This window comes from Serratia nevei (assembly GCF_037948395.1).
GTDB lineage: Bacteria > Pseudomonadota > Gammaproteobacteria > Enterobacterales > Enterobacteriaceae > Serratia > Serratia nevei.
This window is the reverse complement of the sequence record NZ_CP149940.1, coordinates 1,809,898-1,826,799: the sequence shown is the minus strand read 5'-3', so window position 1 is coordinate 1,826,799 and position 16,902 is coordinate 1,809,898. Positions and strand designations below refer to the sequence as shown.

The following is a 16,902-nucleotide window of genomic DNA, read 5'->3' as shown; positions in this document are numbered from 1 at the left end:
GATTAACGATGAGCCTGAACGTTTTCTGGTTTTTACCCACCCACGGCGACGGCCACTATCTTGGCAGCGCACAGGGCGCGCGCAGCGTCGATCACGGTTATTTGCAGCAGATCGCCCAGGCGGCGGATCGGCTGGGATTCGGTGGGGTACTGATCCCCACCGGCCGCTCGTGCGAAGACTCCTGGCTGGTGGCCGCCTCGCTGATCCCGGTCACCCAGCGGCTGAAGTTTTTGGTCGCGCTGCGGCCGGGCATCATCTCCCCTACGCTGGCGGCGCGCCAGGCGGCGACGCTGGATCGCCTGTCCAATGGGCGTGCGCTGTTCAATCTGGTCACCGGCGGCGATCCGGAAGAGCTGGCGGCCGAGGGGCTGCACCTGAGCCATGAAGAGCGCTACGAAGCCTCAACCGAGTTCACCCATATCTGGCGCCGGGTGCTGGAAGGCGAAACCGTCGATTTCGACGGCAAGCATATTCAGGTGAAAGGCGCCAAACTGCTGTACCCGCCGGTGCAGCAGCCGCGCCCGCCGCTCTATTTCGGCGGATCCTCCGCCGCCGCGCAGGATCTGGCCGCCGAACAGGTAGAACTGTATCTCACCTGGGGAGAGCCGCCGGCGCAGGTTAAAGAGAAGATCGAAGAGGTGCGCGCCAAAGCAGCGGCGAAAGGCCGCCAGGTACGCTTCGGTATCCGCCTGCATGTCATCGTGCGTGAAACCACCGAAGAGGCCTGGCGCGCCGCCGACCGGCTGATCGCGCACCTCGATGAGGAAACCATCGCTAACGCGCAGCAGGCCTTTGCGCGTTTCGACTCCGTCGGCCAACGGCGCATGGCGGCGCTACACGGCGGCAAAAAGGATAACCTGGAGATCAGCCCGAACCTGTGGGCCGGCATCGGCCTGGTGCGCGGCGGCGCCGGCACCGCGCTGGTGGGAGACGGCCCGACGGTCGCGGCGCGCATGCAGGAATATGCCGATCTGGGCATCGACACCTTTATTCTCTCCGGCTATCCGCATCTGGAAGAGGCCTACCGCGTCGGCGAACTGCTGTTCCCGCACCTCGATCTGGCGCAGGAGGAAACGCCCGCGCGCCTTCAGCCGGTGCGCCCGCAGGGCGAAGTGGTGGCCAACATCTATGTTCCGCAAAAAGTGTCGCAGAGCTGAGGAGCGCCCCGATGGCAAAGAACGCGCAACGCATCCTGTATCGGCTGGCCCCCTGGGCGCTGCCGCTGGCGCTGGTGATCCTCTGGCAGATCGCTGTCGAAACCGGCTGGCTGTCCAACCGCATTTTACCGGCGCCGAGCGCAGTGCTGGCCGCCTTCTGGAGCCTGAGCCAAAGCGGCGAACTGTGGCAGCATCTGAGCATCAGCAGCCAGCGCGCGTTGATCGGCTTTGCCATCGGCGGCAGCATCGGGCTTACCCTCGGCTTTATTACCGGGCTGTCGCGCTGGGGCGAACGCCTGCTGGACAGCTCGGTGCAAATGATCCGCAACGTGCCGCACCTGGCGCTGATCCCGTTGGTGATCCTGTGGTTCGGCATCGATGAATCCGCCAAGATCTTTCTGGTGGCGCTCGGTACGCTGTTCCCGATTTATCTCAATACCTACCACGGCATCAAAAACATCGATCGCGGCCTGTTGGAGATGGCCCGCAGCTACGGCCTGAGCGGTTTCCGCCTGTTTACACAGGTGGTGCTGCCGGGCGCGCTGCCGTCGATTATGGTCGGCGTGCGTTTCGCTCTTGGCTTCATGTGGCTGACGCTGATCGTCGCCGAAACCATCTCGGCCAATTCGGGCATCGGCTATCTGGCGATGAACGCGCGTGAATTTCTGCAAACCGATGTGGTGGTGGTGGCCATCGTGCTGTACGCCCTGCTCGGCAAGCTGGCGGACGTGGGCGCGCAGCTGCTGGAGCGCGTCTGGTTGCGCTGGCATCCGGCCTATCAACTGAAACAGGGAGAAGCGCTATGACCCTTCCCGCTCGCCTTGCGCAAGGCACGCCGGTGACGCTGGAGTCCATCGGCAAAGGTTACGGCAACCGCACGGTGCTGGACACTATTCAGCTGCACATCTCCGCCGGGCAGTTCGTGGCGGTGGTCGGTCGCAGCGGCTGCGGCAAAAGCACCCTGCTGCGCCTGCTGGCCGGCCTAGAACAGGCCAGCAGCGGCGTGCTGCTCAGCGGCAACGCGCCGCTTGCCGCCGTTAAAGAGGATACCCGGCTGATGTTTCAGGATGCGCGCCTGCTGCCGTGGAAAACGGTGATCGACAACGTGGGGCTGGGGCTGCGCGGCCAGTGGCGCGATGCGGCGCTGCAGGCGCTGGACGCGGTCGGCTTGGCGGATCGCGCCCGCGACTGGCCGGCGGCGCTGTCCGGCGGGCAAAAACAACGGGTCGCCCTGGCGCGCGCGCTGATCCACCGCCCTCGCCTGCTGCTGTTGGACGAACCGCTCGGGGCGCTGGATGCCCTGACGCGCATCGAGATGCAGGGGCTGATAGAAACGCTGTGGCAACAGCACGGTTTTACCGTGCTGTTGGTCACGCACGACGTCAGCGAAGCCATCGCGCTGGCGGATCGGGTGATCCTGATCGAAGAGGGGCGCATCGGGCTGGATCTCTCCCTCGATCTGCCGCGGCCGCGCCGCAAAGGCTCGGCCCGGCTGGCGGAACTGGAAGCCGAAGTGCTGGAACGGGTATTATCGCCGCCGGCTACCGGGGCCAGCCCGCGCCAGGCGGCGAATTGAACGGATAAAAAAAGGGACGGCAAAAGCCGTCCCTTGATCTATTCAGCGTGAAAAAATCAGGCGTCGAGCGCCTTGCTGATCTTCTCGTACAGATCGCCGGACAGGTTTTCCAACCCTTTCAACTGTTCCAGCGCCTTGCGCATCAGCGCCTGGCGGCCCGCGTCGTAACGCTTCAGGCGAATCAGCGGTTCAATCAGGCGCGCGGCGATCTGCGGGTTACGCTGGTTGAGATCGCTGAGGATCTCCGCCAGGAACTGATAGCCGCTGCCATCCGCCGCATGGAACGCCGCCGGGTTACCGGAAGCGAAGCCGCCGATCAACGAGCGGGTGCGATTCGGGTTGCTCAGGCTGAACGAGCGGTGTTGCAACAGCGCACGCACCTTGCTCAGCACGTCTGCCGCCGGGCTGCTGCCCTGCAGCACGAACCATTTGTCCATCACCAGGCCATCCTGATGCCAGCGCTCGTCGAACGCCGCCAGCAGCGCATCGCGGCACGGCAGCTGGGCCGCGACCGCGGCGGACAGCGCCGCCAACGAATCGGTCATGTTATCCGCCTGGCGATACTGTTCGCTCACCAGCTGATCCGCCAGCGCCACATCTTCGCCGAACGCCAGGTAGCCCAGGCAAACATTGCGCAAGGCGCGCTTGGCGATCTCGGCGTGCTCCACGCGGTAGCCGTCGGTCTTGTTGGCGTGATACACCGCCAGCCACTCATCGGCCAACTCACGCGCCAGGCAGCGTACTATCGCTTCGTGCACCGCAGCGATCGCTTCCGGATCGATGGTGGCGAACAGCTCGGCGATTTCGTTCTCCGACGGCAGCGTCAGGATCTGCGCCGCCAGCGCCGGATCCAGTTTTTCGTCCAGCAGCACCGCGCGGAACGCATCGGCCACGTGCAGCGGCAGCGACAACGGCTGCTTCTGCTGGTGCCGCGCCACGTTCAGCTTGATATAGGTCGCCAGCAGGCTCTGCGCCGCATCCCAGCGCGCAAATTCATTGCGCGCGTGCTGCATCAGGAAGGTCAGCTGCTGGTCGCTGTACGGATAGTCCAGCTTCACCGGCGCGGAGAATTCGCGCAGCAGCGACGGCACCGGCTTGTGCGCCACGCCGTCGAACACGAAGGTCTGCTCCGCTTCGGTGACGTTCAGCACGTTGTTGACCGGCAGACCGCCCTTTTGCAGTGGAATGACGTTGCCTTCGCTGTCGTACAGTTCGATATCCAGCGGGATATGCAGCGGCAACTTCTCCGGCTGATCGGCGGTTGGCGCGGTTTTCTGGCTGACATGCAGGCGATACTGCTGGGTTTGTGCGTCGTATTCGTCGCGTACCGTCAACAGCGGCGTGCCGGACTGGCTATACCAACGGCGGAAGCGCGAGAGATCGACGTTGGACGCATCCTCCATCGCCTGCACGAAATCGTCGCAGGTGGCGGCGCTGCCGTCGTGGCGTTCGAAATAGAGCTGCATCCCTTTCTGGAAGTTCGCTTCCCCCAGCAAGGTGTGCATCATGCGGATCACTTCGGAACCCTTTTCATACACCGTCAGGGTGTAGAAGTTGTTCATCTCGATCACTTTGTCCGGGCGGATGGCGTGCGCCATCGGGCTGGCGTCTTCGGCGAACTGCGCGCCGCGCATCACGCGCACATTATCGATGCGGTTGACCGAGCGCGATCCCAGATCGGAACTGAACTCCTGATCGCGGAACACCGTCAGCCCCTCTTTCAGGCTGAGCTGGAACCAGTCGCGGCAGGTCACGCGGTTACCGGTCCAGTTGTGGAAGTATTCGTGGCCGATCACCGCTTCAATATTCAGGTAGTCCTTGTCGGTGGCGGTTTCCGCCTTCGCCAGCACATATTTGGAGTTAAAGATATTTAACCCTTTGTTCTCCATCGCGCCCATATTGAAGAAATCGACCGCCACAATCATATAAATGTCGAGATCGTATTCCAGGCCGAAGCGGGTCTCGTCCCACTTCATCGAGTTCTTCAGCGACGTCATCGCCCAGTCGGCGCGATCCAGGTTGCCGCGATCGACGAACAGCTCCAGCGCGACCTTACGGCCGGAGCGGGTGGTGAAGCTGTCGCGCAGCACGTCGAAGTCCCCCGCTACCAGCGCGAACAGGTAGCAAGGTTTCGGGAACGGATCCTGCCATTGCACCCAGTGGCGGCCTTCGGCCAATTCGCCCTGGCCGATGCGGTTGCCGTTCGACAGCAGGAACGGATAGCGCGCCTTGTCGGCCACGATACGGGTAGTAAAGCGTGCCAGCACATCCGGGCGGTCCTGATAATAGGTAATGTGGTGGAAGCCTTCGGCTTCGCATTGCGTGCACAGCGCATCGCCGGACAGGTACAGCCCTTCCAGGGCGGTGTTTTTCGCCGGGTGAATGTCGTTGACGATGGTAAGAGTGAATTGTGCCGGCAACTCTTCGATGATCAGCTGGTTATCCTGCTGACGATAGGCGCTCCACGGTTGACCGTCGACCTGAATGCTCACCAGCGTCAGATCTTCGCCATCCAGCACCAGCGGGGCGCCGGCCGTGCCCTGACGTTTGATTTTACTGACGGCGGTCACGCGCGTGGTTTCCGCGTCCAGACTGAAGTCCAAATCGATATCGGTCGTGGTGTAATCAGGCGCGCGATAATCGTGGCGATATTTTGCCTGTGGCTGTTGTGTCATAAAAACCCTTAAACGTCTCAGTGAGTTATAGGTGCAGGTCGCTCTTCTCCTCCGCGCCGCAGCCGGTGTGTTCCCCTGCGGCGCACGGCGGACCTGATTGTGAATAAACTGTATCACAGCTGGCCGAAAAGCCCAGAGCCGCCGGGCGACCACGAGAGAGAAATCAGAGGCAAATCATAAATCGCCCGCCAGACGACAGCGCGGGTGACCAATGGCTAAATAGAAATCAGCATTTAATGCTAAAAAACCGCCGTCCGGGCGCGCCGGCATAGTTGAGGCGGCACAGGTGGCATAGTGGTATAATTGCCGAATCAGGCCCAGGGATGACTCGCACTATGAAAATCAAATACGCAATCTATTTTTTTACCCTGTGCCTGATGACCTCCTTCTCGCTGTTCATCGTCGAGGAGCTGCTCGAAGCCCATACCGACTACCGCGATAACCAGCTCAACCTGTATAAGATCGATCGCGCCAAAGAAATCTCCGAGGCCTTCCAGGCTTCGCTGCAGGCTCACCGCCTCAAACGATTGAGCCTGATCGATCCGCAAATCACCCGCGCGCAATGTTTGGCCGCCGATCGGGTGGCGCGTGAGAAAATTGCCCGGATCCGCGAGCATCTGAACGATCCGGTCGCCAGGCAGCTCGGGGTGCGGCAAAAAATCGCCGCGCTGTCGATGATCGGCCTGATGGAACAGCTGTTGGATAACGACAACCTGCAGCTTTCGCAGGTCAACAACGCCAATGCCAATTTGTTCAACATCAACAGCGCCTATTACATCTCGCAAACCAGCAAGAGCTATTACCGCTACACCTACGATACCCGGATGGTGGATACCGATTCCTTTATGTTTCTCGAGGCCATTCGCCTCAACAACCGGCTGAATATGTCACTGACGGAGTTAAGCGATCAGATTATCGACGTCAACGTCAACCCGCTCGATCGCAAAGACGCCTACCTGAAGTCCATTCAGTTGACCGGCGTGCTGAACGCGCTGAGCACCCGATTGATCTTCATGAAGATCAACTACGACGACGTGCAAACCACCGAGCTCGTCAATCAGTTGCTCACCCTGGTGTCGGCCGAACGTCTCAAGCTGATCACCGATGGGTTATACACCGCCATCAATACTCAAAAACCCTATCCCGCAGCGCTTATTTCGCGCTATGTCGACGAGCTGAGCGGGCTTTCGCAGGCGCTGTATCAACGCAGCTTCGAGCTGGAAACCGTCGCTTCGCGTCACAAAATTTACGATAGCCAGACCACCATTTACGGCATGATCGCGCTCGCCGGCCTGGTGGTGTTGCTGTTCATTTTGCCGGCGCTGGTGTTCTGCACCAACATCAACCGTTGGCTGACCAAGACTCACAACAATATCGTTCGGCTGTCCCGCGGCGAGATGAATATCGATCGCAACGACGCTTTCTACAGCCGGGAACTGATCGCCATCAGCGACGCCATTCAGCAGCTCAGGCAATACCAGCTGGACAAGGTCTCGCTGGAAAGTGAGAAGCAACTGTTGATTAAAGAGCTCGAGGCCTCTTCCTTCCTCGATCCGCTCACCAATATTTATAACCGCCGTAAATTCTTCCTTGAATGCCAGCTGCTGGGTGACAGCAGCTATCCACAGGCCTTTTGCCTGATCGATATCGACAATTTCAAACAGCTCAACGACAGCTATGGCCACGACGTAGGTGACCAGGCGCTGGTGGCATTCGGCCACCTGCTGCAACGCGCGTTCCGCGCCAGCGACATTTTCTGCCGCTACGGCGGCGAAGAGTTCGCGGTGCTGCTGGGCAACTGTTCGTTGGACAACGCGCGGGACATCATGGAGCAATTGCGCACCCGTACTCATCGCCTGACGCTAAATCTGACCGACGGACGGCAAGTGCGTTTCACCACCAGCTGCGGCATTGCGCCGGTCAACGCGTTCACCGCGCTGCAGGCGGCGATCAAACAGGCGGACGAAGCGCTCTATTTTTGCAAAAAGAACGGCAAGGATCGGGTCAGCGTACACACTCAGATCGGGTTTATCTGATTCGCTGTTTAAAATAATTAACATTATAATTTTTATGACTAATTAGGCTAAGTCATTCACCTTACAGGCATATCTGGCTTTTTTTCTTCCCCGCCGCCGCTAGGCCGCCATAAAGGCACGTTTAATCCTCGACCCGCTTTGGTGATTTATGGTGTGATGCAGCTTCAATAACAGGATAATCCGGGTATACTCCACCCCCACTTTTATGATTATCCGGATTTGGACACGCGCCTGACGAGGATGCTGTAACGCGCTATGACTCAATACGCTTCCCCGATTTTGACATCACTGCTTGATACCGATGCTTATAAGCTTCATATGCAGCAAGCAGTGTTCCATCGCTATCCCGCGATCAGCGTGGCGGCGGAATTCCGCTGCCGCGGCGACGAACTGCTGGGCGAATATGCCGACGAGATCCGCGCGCAGGTGGCGCTGATGAGCCGGCTGGCACTGACCGACGCCGAATTCGCTTATCTCTCGGGCCTGCCTTTCTTCCGTCAGGATTATCTGAACTGGCTGCGGACGTTCCGCTACGATCCGCAGCAGGTGATCGTCGAGAACCGCGACGGCAAGCTGCACATCCGCATCGCCGGGCCGTGGCGCGAAGTGATCATGTGGGAAGTGCCGCTGCTGGCGGTGATCAGCGAAGTGGTGCATCGCCGCCGCTCTGCGCAGGTGACGCCGGAACAGGCGGTGGCACATCTGCAGACCAAGCTGGCGCAGTTCAAGACGCTGGCGGGCGATCTGGACCTTTCGCGCTTCAAGCTGATGGACTTCGGCACTCGTCGCCGTTTCTCTCAGGGCGTTCAGCAGGCCATCGTCAGCACCTTGCAGGCCGAATTCCCGTACCTGTCGGGCACCAGCAATTACGATCTGGCTCACCAGCTCGGCCTGGCGCCGGTCGGCACGCAGGCGCATGAATGGTTCCAGGCGCACCAGCAGATAAGCCCGGTGCTGGCCAACAGCCAGCGCGCCGCATTGCAAGCCTGGCTGGATGAATACCCGGACCAGCTTGGCATCGCGCTTACCGACTGCATCACCATGGATGCCTTCCTGCGCGACTTCGGCCCTCAGTTCGCCGAGCGTTATCAGGGGCTGCGCCACGATTCGGGCGATCCCGTCGAGTGGGGTGAAAAGGCCATTGCCCACTACGAGAAACTGGGCATCGACCCGATGAGCAAAACGCTGGTGTTCTCGGACAACCTGGATCTGGACAAAGCGCTGGCGCTCTACCGCCACTTCTATCAACGCATCAACCTCGGATTCGGCATCGGCACGCGCCTGACCTGCGATATTCCCGGCGTCAAGCCGCTGAATATCGTGATCAAACTGGTCGAGTGCAAAGGCAAACCGGTGGCCAAGCTCTCCGACAGCCCCGGCAAAACCATTTGTCAGGATCAGGCGTTCGTCAGGGCCCTGCGCAAAGCCTTCGATCTGCCGCTGGTGAAGAAAGCCAGCTGATCCTTCTTTATATAGAGAGAAAGCCGGCCCGGTTCACGCGCCGGCTTTTTTGTTTTTATCCCGAACGCCCTCTTTTCAGCCAGCCGCGATAAATGTTGCGCCAATCCGATGATTTCTGCTTGTGCTCTGCACCGCGGCAAGTAACATAGCCATTACCCCCATATTCTTGGGTTGTAAGCTATTTCTAAACCAAATTATTAAAGAGAGAAATCTATGAGCGTAGTGCCTGTAGTCGACGTACTGCAAGGTCGTGCTGCGGTTGACAGTGAAGTCACCGTACGCGGCTGGGTACGTACCCGGAGAGATTCAAAAGCTGGTATCTCCTTCCTGGCCGTCTATGACGGTTCCTGCTTTGATCCGTTACAGGCCGTCGTTAATAATTCTCTGCCGAATTATCAGGATGAAGTACTGCACCTGACCACCGGTTGCTCAGTTGAAGTGACCGGTAAGGTCGTCGCCTCACCGGGCGAAGGCCAGAGCTTCGAACTGCAGGCCACCGCGATCAAAGTGGTCGGCTGGGTCGACGATCCAGACACCTACCCGATGGCGGCCAAGCGCCACAGCATCGAATACCTGCGCGAAGTGGCTCACCTGCGCCCGCGCACCAACCTGATCGGCGCCGTGGCGCGCGTGCGTCATACCCTGGCGCAGGCGATCCACCGCTTCTTCCATGAAAACGGCTATTTCTGGGTGTCCACCCCGCTGATCACCGCTTCCGATACCGAAGGCGCCGGCGAGATGTTCCGCGTGTCCACGCTGGATCTGGAAAACCTGCCGCGCACCGACAAGGGCACCGTCGACTTCAGCGAAGACTTCTTCGGTAAAGAAGCCTTCCTTACCGTTTCCGGACAGCTGAACGGCGAAACCTACGCCTGTGCGCTGTCCAAGGTTTACACCTTCGGCCCAACCTTCCGCGCCGAAAACTCCAACACCAGCCGCCACCTGGCGGAATTCTGGATGATCGAGCCGGAAGTGGCCTTCGCGACGCTGGACGACGTTGCCGGCCTGGCCGAAAGTATGTTGAAGTATGTGTTCCAGGCGGTGCTGGATGAACGTGCCGATGACCTGAAATTCTTCGCCGAGCGCGTGGATAAAGACGCAATCTCTCGTCTGGAGCGTTTCGTTTCTTCCGATTTCGCGCAGGTGGACTACACCGACGCCATCGAGATCCTGCTGGCCTCGGGCCAAACCTTCGAAAACCCGGTTTCCTGGGGCATCGATCTCTCTTCCGAGCATGAACGTTACCTGGCTGAGAAACACTTCCAGGCGCCGGTGGTGGTGAAAAACTACCCGAAAGACATCAAAGCGTTCTATATGCGCATGAACGAAGACGGCAAAACCGTCGCGGCCATGGACGTTCTGGCACCGGGCATCGGCGAAATCATCGGCGGCTCGCAGCGTGAAGAACGCCTCGACGTGCTCGATCAGCGTCTGGAAGAGATGGGGCTGAATAAAGAAGACTACTGGTGGTATCGCGATCTGCGCCGCTACGGCACCGTGCCGCATTCCGGTTTCGGCCTGGGCTTTGAACGTTTAATCGCCTATGTCACCGGCGTGCAAAACGTGCGCGATGTGATTCCATTCCCGCGCACGCCACGTAACGCAAGCTTCTAATTTATACGATCAAACGTTTTTTAAACGATTTCGTTACAAAACAAAGGCCAGCATCGCTGGCCTTTCGCATTTTTTAATATTGACGCACGTCACAAAGTTCCCTAAAAATTACATTTAGTTACACATACTTTCTTTTTGCAACCTGATTGGGACATTGGTATCATTTTCGTCCTAGATTAACCCGCCTGTGAATGGAACACTGCGTTCAGACACAGGACGACACCAATCTATCAACAATAGTTCCCAAAGAATTATTGGCGGCAGTGGCAAAGGTGTCCGAATAACACCAATGAGGGTAATAATGATGAAGCGCAACATTCTTGCAGTGGTTATCCCGGCTCTGTTGGCTGCTGGTGCAGCAAACGCAGCTGAAATCTACAACAAAGACGGCAACAAGCTGGATCTGTACGGCAAAGTTGACGGTCTGCACTACTTCTCCAAAGACAAAGGTAATGACGGCGATCAGACCTATGTTCGTTTTGGCTTCAAAGGTGAAACTCAGATTACTGACCAACTGACCGGTTACGGCCAGTGGGAATACAACGTTCAGTCCAACCACTCCGAGTCTCAGGGCACCGAAGGCACCAAAACCCGTCTGGGCTTTGCCGGTCTGAAATTCGCTGACTACGGCTCCTTCGACTACGGCCGTAACTACGGCGTACTGTACGACGTGGAAGGCTGGACCGATATGCTGCCAGAGTTCGGTGGCGATACCTACACCTACACCGACAACTTCATGACTGGCCGTACCAACGGCGTTGCGACCTATCGTAACAACAACTTCTTCGGTCTGGTTGACGGCCTGAACTTTGCTCTGCAATACCAGGGCAAGAACCAGAACGACGGTCGTGACGTTAAGAAACAGAACGGCGACGGCTGGGGTATCTCCTCTACTTATGACATCGGCGAAGGCGTAAGCTTCGGCGCTGCATACGCTTCTTCCAACCGTACCGACGATCAGAAACTGCGTTCCAACGAGCGTGGCGACAAGGCTGACGCATGGACCGTGGGCGCGAAATACGACGCCAACAACGTTTACCTGGCGGCCATGTATGCAGAAACCCGTAACATGACTCCATTCGGCGGCGGTGACTTCACTAACACCTGTGCTGCTTCTGAAAAATGCGGCGGCTTCGCCAGCAAAACTCAGAACTTCGAAGTGACTGCTCAGTACCAGTTCGACTTCGGTCTGCGTCCAGAAGTGTCTTACCTGCAGTCTAAAGGTAAAAACCTGAACGTCCCAGGCGCGGGTTCTGACCAGGATCTGGTTAAATATGTTTCTGTTGGTACCACTTACTACTTCAACAAAAACATGTCCACCTACGTTGATTACAAAATCAACCTGCTGGATGACAACGCGTTCACCAAAGCAACCGGCACCGCTACTGACGATATCGTAGCTGTTGGTCTGGTGTACCAGTTCTAAGTTGTCTCGCTTAACGGCGGTTTACCGTCGGCTAAGTTAAAAAAACAGGGCCTCGGCCCTGTTTTTGTTTGTGTCAGCCGGTAACTTTTTATCCTGCCAATTTCTCCTTCCCCATCATTTTTTCTGCCTAATACTCCCCCTTCGCAAGATCGCGGTGTTTTTGTCGCAAACGGTTGGCAAAGCCGGTAACTGGCGTTACCCTGATGCTTCTGTCTGCTTAACTCCGAGATTTGGAAGCACCTGACATGTTTGAAAAAATCACCGCCGCACCCGCCGACCCGATCCTGGGCCTGACCGACATTTTCCGCGCCGACGCCCGCCCGAATAAAATCAATTTAGGGATTGGCGTTTATAAAGACGAAACCGGTAAAACCCCGGTGCTGACCAGCGTAAAAAAAGCTGAGCAGTATCTGCTGGAAAATGAGACCACCAAAAACTATCTCGGTATTGAAGGCATCCCGGCGTTCGCCAGCTGCACGCAAGCGCTGTTGTTCGGCAAAGAGAGCCCGATCATCGCCGATCGTCGCGCGCGCACCGCACAGACGCCAGGCGGCACCGGCGGCCTGCGCGTGGCGGCAGACTTTATCGCTAACCAGACCAGCGCCAAACGCATCTGGATCAGCAACCCAAGCTGGCCGAACCACAAGAACGTCTTTAGCGCCGTGGGCCTGGAAGTGCTGGAATACGCCTACTACGACGCCGCCAACCACGCGTTGGATTTCGACGGCCTGCTGAACAGCCTGAAACAGGCGCAGGCCGGCGATGTGGTGCTGTTCCACGGCTGTTGCCATAACCCGACCGGTATCGATCCAACGGCGGAGCAGTGGGCGCAGCTGGCCGAACTTTCCGTCGCCAACGGCTGGCTGCCGCTGTTCGACTTCGCTTATCAGGGCTTCGCCAATGGACTGGAAGAGGATGCGCAGGGCCTGCGTATTTTCGCCGCCAAACATAAAGAGCTGATCGTCGCCAGTTCCTACTCGAAAAACTTCGGTCTGTACAATGAGCGCGTCGGCGCTTGCACCATTGTGGCTGCCGATGCCGAAACCGCCGACCGCGCCTTTAGCCAGGTGAAAGCGGCGATTCGCGCCAACTACTCCAACCCGCCGTCACACGGCGCCGCCGTGGTCGCTACCATTCTGGGCAACGACGCTCTGCGCGCGATGTGGGAGCAGGAACTGACCGATATGCGCCAGCGTATTCACCGCATGCGTCAGCTGTTCGTGAATACTCTGCAGGAGAAAGGCGCGCAGCAGGACTTCAGCTTCATCATCCAGCAGAACGGCATGTTCTCGTTCAGCGGCCTGACCAAAGAACAGGTGCTGCGTCTGCGTGAAGAGTTCGGCGTCTACGCCGTGAACTCAGGCCGGGTGAACGTGGCCGGCATGACGCCGGACAACATGGCGCCGCTGTGTGAAGCCATCGTCGCCGTGCTCTAAAAGCATCGACGCAGGTCATAAAAAAAGGGGCGCTCTATGCGCCCCTTGATTTTTCCTGCCGGGAAATAATCGTTACCACACCGCCGGCTCTTCGCGCAGGAACGGGTTGGTCTGGCGCTCGTGGCCGAAGGTCGACATCGGGCCATGGCCGGGAATAAAGCGCATGTCGTCGCCCAACGGCAGCAGTTTGGTACGAATAGAGGCAATCAGCGCCTGATGGTCACCGCGCGGGAAGTCGCTGCGCCCCACGCCGCCGTTAAACAGCACGTCGCCCACCAGCGCCAAACGCGCCTGCTCATTGATAAAGACGATGTGGCCCGGCGTATGCCCAGGACAGTGCAGCACCTTGAGCGTCATCTCGCCCACCTGCATCTCATCGCCTTCCAACAGCCAGCGGGTCGGCGTCAGCGGCGCGCACTCTTCCAGTCCAAACATCCGACTCTGCGCCGGCAAACCGTCCAGCCAAAACGCGTCTTCTTTATCCGGGCCGTAGATCGGCACCTGATAATGGTCCGCCAGCTCCGCCGCCGCACCGACGTGATCCAAATGACCGTGCGTCAGCAGAATCTGAGTGATCGTCACCCCCTGCCGCGCGACTTCCGCTTTGATTTTCTCCGCTTCACCGCCGGGATCGACCAACGCCGCCTGCTGCGTGTTTTCGCACCAAATCAGGCTGCAATTCTGGCTAAAGGCGGTAACGGGAATAAGATGGTATTTCATAAGGCTCCAACGACAATAACGCCGCATCCGCAAGGGGCGGCGTTATTCACTGATGGCACAGCGATTACCAGGTCCGAACCGGGCCGGTATCGATGTGTACGAAGTTGCTACGTGGGTAATATCCTACACCACCGGCGCGCATTTTTAACGCCGCTTTACGGATATTACTCAATTGGATGCCTTCGATATGGAAATCCATCGCCTGGCCTTTGGTGTGGTAGCTGTGCTTGGCCACGCCGCGGCTATGCGCACGCAGTTCGTTGTTGGTATCTACGGAACGGTATCCGGAGATCAGCTGCACCGGCTTGCTGGTGCCCAGCAGCCCCTGCAGGCGATAGAGGTGATCAAACAAGCGGGGATCGATCGATTTAACCTTGTTGGCGCGATAATCGCGGAACAGATGATTTAGCCGCACCAACTCTTCTTTATTGTAACCTTTGCCGTCAAAGAACTCGGCTTTAATAGATTCACCGGTATTCAGGTTATTCAGCACTAAAATACGCGGCCGAGCGGTGGAAAGACTGGCAAACGCCTGCCCTGGAAGCAGCGCTATGCCCATAGCGGCGCCACCTAGCGCCAGCCATTTACGGCGGTGATGATCAATTTTGTCCATGACTCTGTTAAACCCGGCAAGAATGTCAAAATAAATGCACAAAGCAGCGCACTGTCCGAACCATAACCGCCTGCGTATGCTGAGTCAACCCGCGATACGCCTAGGTTTACAGGCCCCCGGCGACGAGGGCCTGCGGTATAGCCAAACATTCTGACCGTTATTTATTTATAATTACTGCATTTACTGCATTAATTTTTTGGCCTGAGCCAAAATTTGTGCGCCCGATCGCACCGTATTATCATAATTGTAAATATCTGTACGGAATTGCGGTTGGCCGTCATCCGAAACCCAGGCGGTCAGATAATACAGTTTTACGGGAATACGCTGGCGAATATTCACATAAGTGGTATTCCCCTCTTTCAGCGTGGAAGACACGCGGCTGTTGTTCCAGCCTGCGTCCTGCAGCAGCATATTCGCCAAATCGGAAGCCTTGTTCACCCGCACGCAGCCGGAGCTGAGCGCACGGATATCTTTCTGGAACAGGCTGTGGTTCGGGGTATCGTGCAGGTAGATGGCGTCCGAGCTCGGCATATTGAACTTGAAGCGCCCCAGCGAGTTGGTGGCACCCGGCGCCTGACGGACGCGATACGGGAAATTGCGCGCAGAAACCATGCTCCAGTCGATCATCGCCGGGTTGATCACTTCCGCATCGTTGCTCCAACCCGACAGCACCGTATAGCCGTGTTTCTGGAAGTAATTACCGTCGCGCATCGCCTTCGGCACAATGTCCTCGCGCACCAGCGTGGTCGGCACGTTCCACGGCGGGTTGACCACCACGTTGTTCAACGCGCTGCTCATCAGCGGCGTCTTACGGCTCGGCCGCCCGACGATAACGCGGGAAGACAGCACTTCATTGCCGTTCTGGTAGTAGGTCAGCGAGTAGTTGGGAATGTTCACCATAATGCCGGTGCCGACATGCCCCGGTAAAATTCGCAGGCGTTGTATATTCAGCGCCAGCAGCGCGGCGCGGGTTTTCGGTGACACGTTGAGCCACTCACGGGTGCGCACGCCGATCACGCCGTCCGCCGTCAACCCCTGCCATTTCTGGAAGCGCTTGACGCCCTCCACCAGCTCATTGGTATAAAGATTGTCGCTCACCACGCTGCCAATCTGCGGCGGCGTCTGCTCCGCAGTCAACTCCGTTACCGGCGCCGCCGATGGGCTGACCGTCACGCGGCTTTTCTCTTCGTCTACCGTCAGCCCGCCGTCGTCGGGCTCATTGCTCTTCGCCGAAACCACCGCCGGTTCCGGCTCCGCTTCCGGCGCCGAGGCGGCCAGCATGCCGGTACGCGTCAGGATCTCACGCAGCGCCGGGATATCGTTGCTCATTTGGCCTGGGCGCAGGCTCGGGCCGCTGCCCACCTGTGGCCACGGACGATTGTCCGCCAGCATGTCGCGCAGCGCCTGATGCATCTTGGCGTATTGCGGATGTTGCGGCGCGAGCGAATTCACATAGCTCAGGGTACGCGCCTGGCGCACCGCCAGCTGCCATTGGTTGATCACCGCGGTGGGCGGCAAGCCAAGCTTGTAGGGAATATTGCTGTACAGCCAGTTGTTGCCGTTGGCACCGATGGCAGAGACGAACTGCAAATAGCCCAGCATCGCATCGGACAGCACCGCATCGCGGCCCGCTTCACTGAGCGCCGGATCGGTCAACATCTTCACCCATTGGGTAAACTGCGGCTGCACGCCGGACATCGCCAGTTCGGCCAGCTGCTGCTGAAACTGCTGAACGGCTTCGCGATCCTGCCACATCGGCTGCATGTGATTCGCCGCATACAGCGGTGCCAGCGTGGAAAGGTAGTGCAAATCCATGCCGCGCGGCAACGCGGCCAGCAGCTCAGAACGGCTCTGCGCAACGGACATGCCTGCTGATGCCACCGGCAACGCCGTAACGGTAGCCGATGCGGAAAACGACGACACAAGACTACAGGCGATAGCGCCACTCAGCGCCAAACGTCGTAGAGAGTTTCCCTTTTTAAGCAACATCCCTTGCCCCCTGTATGCTCACAAAAAAAACGTCAAAAACTGCATATAGTTTCAGTATACAAACAGAAAGGCCGTTTCGCCCTGCGGGCGTCGAATAACTGTTTATGTGATTAAACTAACCGCTTTTCAACGGATAAAAAAGCAGGACTATCATCCACGCGCACAAAAAAATAGCCACCCTGCGGCGGCTATTTTCGGA

The 16,902-nt window shown here is 58.3% G+C and carries 12 protein-coding genes; 8 read left to right on the top strand and 4 right to left on the bottom strand.

Annotation, left to right across the window (positions count from 1 at the left end; all coding sequences use genetic code 11):
• Positions 1–8 precede the first annotated feature (8 nt).
• The 3 genes from ssuD to ssuB are packed head-to-tail and all read left to right on the top strand — an operon-like array spanning position 9 to position 2,733.
• A complete protein-coding gene (ssuD, locus tag V8N38_RS08575; protein ID WP_084826481.1) occupies positions 9–1,157 on the top strand; it encodes an FMNH2-dependent alkanesulfonate monooxygenase in 1,149 nt (382 codons plus the stop codon).
• A gap of 11 nt (positions 1,158–1,168) precedes the next feature.
• On the top strand, positions 1,169–1,963 hold the full coding sequence (gene ssuC, locus V8N38_RS08570) for an aliphatic sulfonate ABC transporter permease SsuC (RefSeq protein ID WP_060440270.1): 795 nt from the start codon (positions 1,169–1,171) through the stop codon (positions 1,961–1,963).
• Complete coding sequence (ssuB, locus tag V8N38_RS08565; RefSeq protein WP_147839491.1) at positions 1,960–2,733, top strand: aliphatic sulfonates ABC transporter ATP-binding protein; 774 nt, start codon at positions 1,960–1,962, stop codon at positions 2,731–2,733. The genes ssuC and ssuB overlap by 4 nt, the downstream gene beginning before the upstream one ends.
• Positions 2,734–2,789: 56 nt before the next feature.
• On the opposite strand, the gene pepN is transcribed toward ssuB, so the two are convergent.
• Positions 2,790–5,408 carry an aminopeptidase N gene (gene pepN / locus V8N38_RS08560; RefSeq protein WP_147839492.1) on the bottom strand — a complete coding sequence of 873 codons (2,619 nt, stop codon included), beginning with the start codon at positions 5,406–5,408 and terminating at the stop codon, positions 2,790–2,792.
• A gap of 335 nt (positions 5,409–5,743) precedes the next feature.
• Here pepN and V8N38_RS08555 point away from each other — a divergent pair, with 335 nt between their 5' ends.
• The 5 genes from V8N38_RS08555 to V8N38_RS08535 all read left to right on the top strand — a co-directional run bounded on the left by V8N38_RS08555 (position 5,744) and on the right by V8N38_RS08535 (position 13,381).
• Positions 5,744–7,444, top strand: a complete 1,701-nt coding sequence (locus tag V8N38_RS08555; protein ID WP_147839493.1) for a GGDEF domain-containing protein — start codon at positions 5,744–5,746, stop codon at positions 7,442–7,444.
• A gap of 255 nt (positions 7,445–7,699) precedes the next feature.
• Positions 7,700–8,905, top strand: coding sequence for a nicotinate phosphoribosyltransferase (gene pncB / locus V8N38_RS08550; protein WP_060440274.1), 1,206 nt, complete (start codon positions 7,700–7,702; stop codon positions 8,903–8,905).
• Positions 8,906–9,118: 213 nt separating this feature from the next.
• The gene (gene asnS, locus V8N38_RS08545) at positions 9,119–10,519 is read left to right on the top strand and encodes an asparagine--tRNA ligase (protein WP_038874233.1); all 1,401 of its coding nucleotides are present in this window, start codon (positions 9,119–9,121) and stop codon (positions 10,517–10,519) included.
• Between the two features lie 301 nt (positions 10,520–10,820).
• A complete protein-coding gene (gene ompC / locus V8N38_RS08540) occupies positions 10,821–11,945 on the top strand; it encodes a porin OmpC (RefSeq protein WP_060421783.1) in 1,125 nt (374 codons plus the stop codon).
• Positions 11,946–12,190: 245 nt separating this feature from the next.
• Complete coding sequence (locus V8N38_RS08535; protein WP_060421780.1) at positions 12,191–13,381, top strand: amino acid aminotransferase; 1,191 nt, start codon at positions 12,191–12,193, stop codon at positions 13,379–13,381.
• A 72-nt stretch (positions 13,382–13,453) separates the two neighbouring features.
• Here the strand turns inward: V8N38_RS08535 and V8N38_RS08530 are convergent, their stop codons facing one another.
• The 3 genes from V8N38_RS08530 to ldtD form a co-directional block, all read right to left on the bottom strand.
• On the bottom strand, positions 13,454–14,101 hold the full coding sequence (locus V8N38_RS08530) for an MBL fold metallo-hydrolase (RefSeq protein WP_049195843.1): 648 nt from the start codon (positions 14,099–14,101) through the stop codon (positions 13,454–13,456).
• 64 nt (positions 14,102–14,165) lie between these two features.
• A complete protein-coding gene (locus V8N38_RS08525) occupies positions 14,166–14,714 on the bottom strand; it encodes a YcbK family protein (protein ID WP_025302289.1) in 549 nt (182 codons plus the stop codon).
• Positions 14,715–14,894: 180 nt separating this feature from the next.
• A complete protein-coding gene (ldtD, locus tag V8N38_RS08520) occupies positions 14,895–16,703 on the bottom strand; it encodes a L,D-transpeptidase (RefSeq protein ID WP_071605332.1) in 1,809 nt (602 codons plus the stop codon).
• Positions 16,704–16,902: the final 199 nt, after the last annotated feature.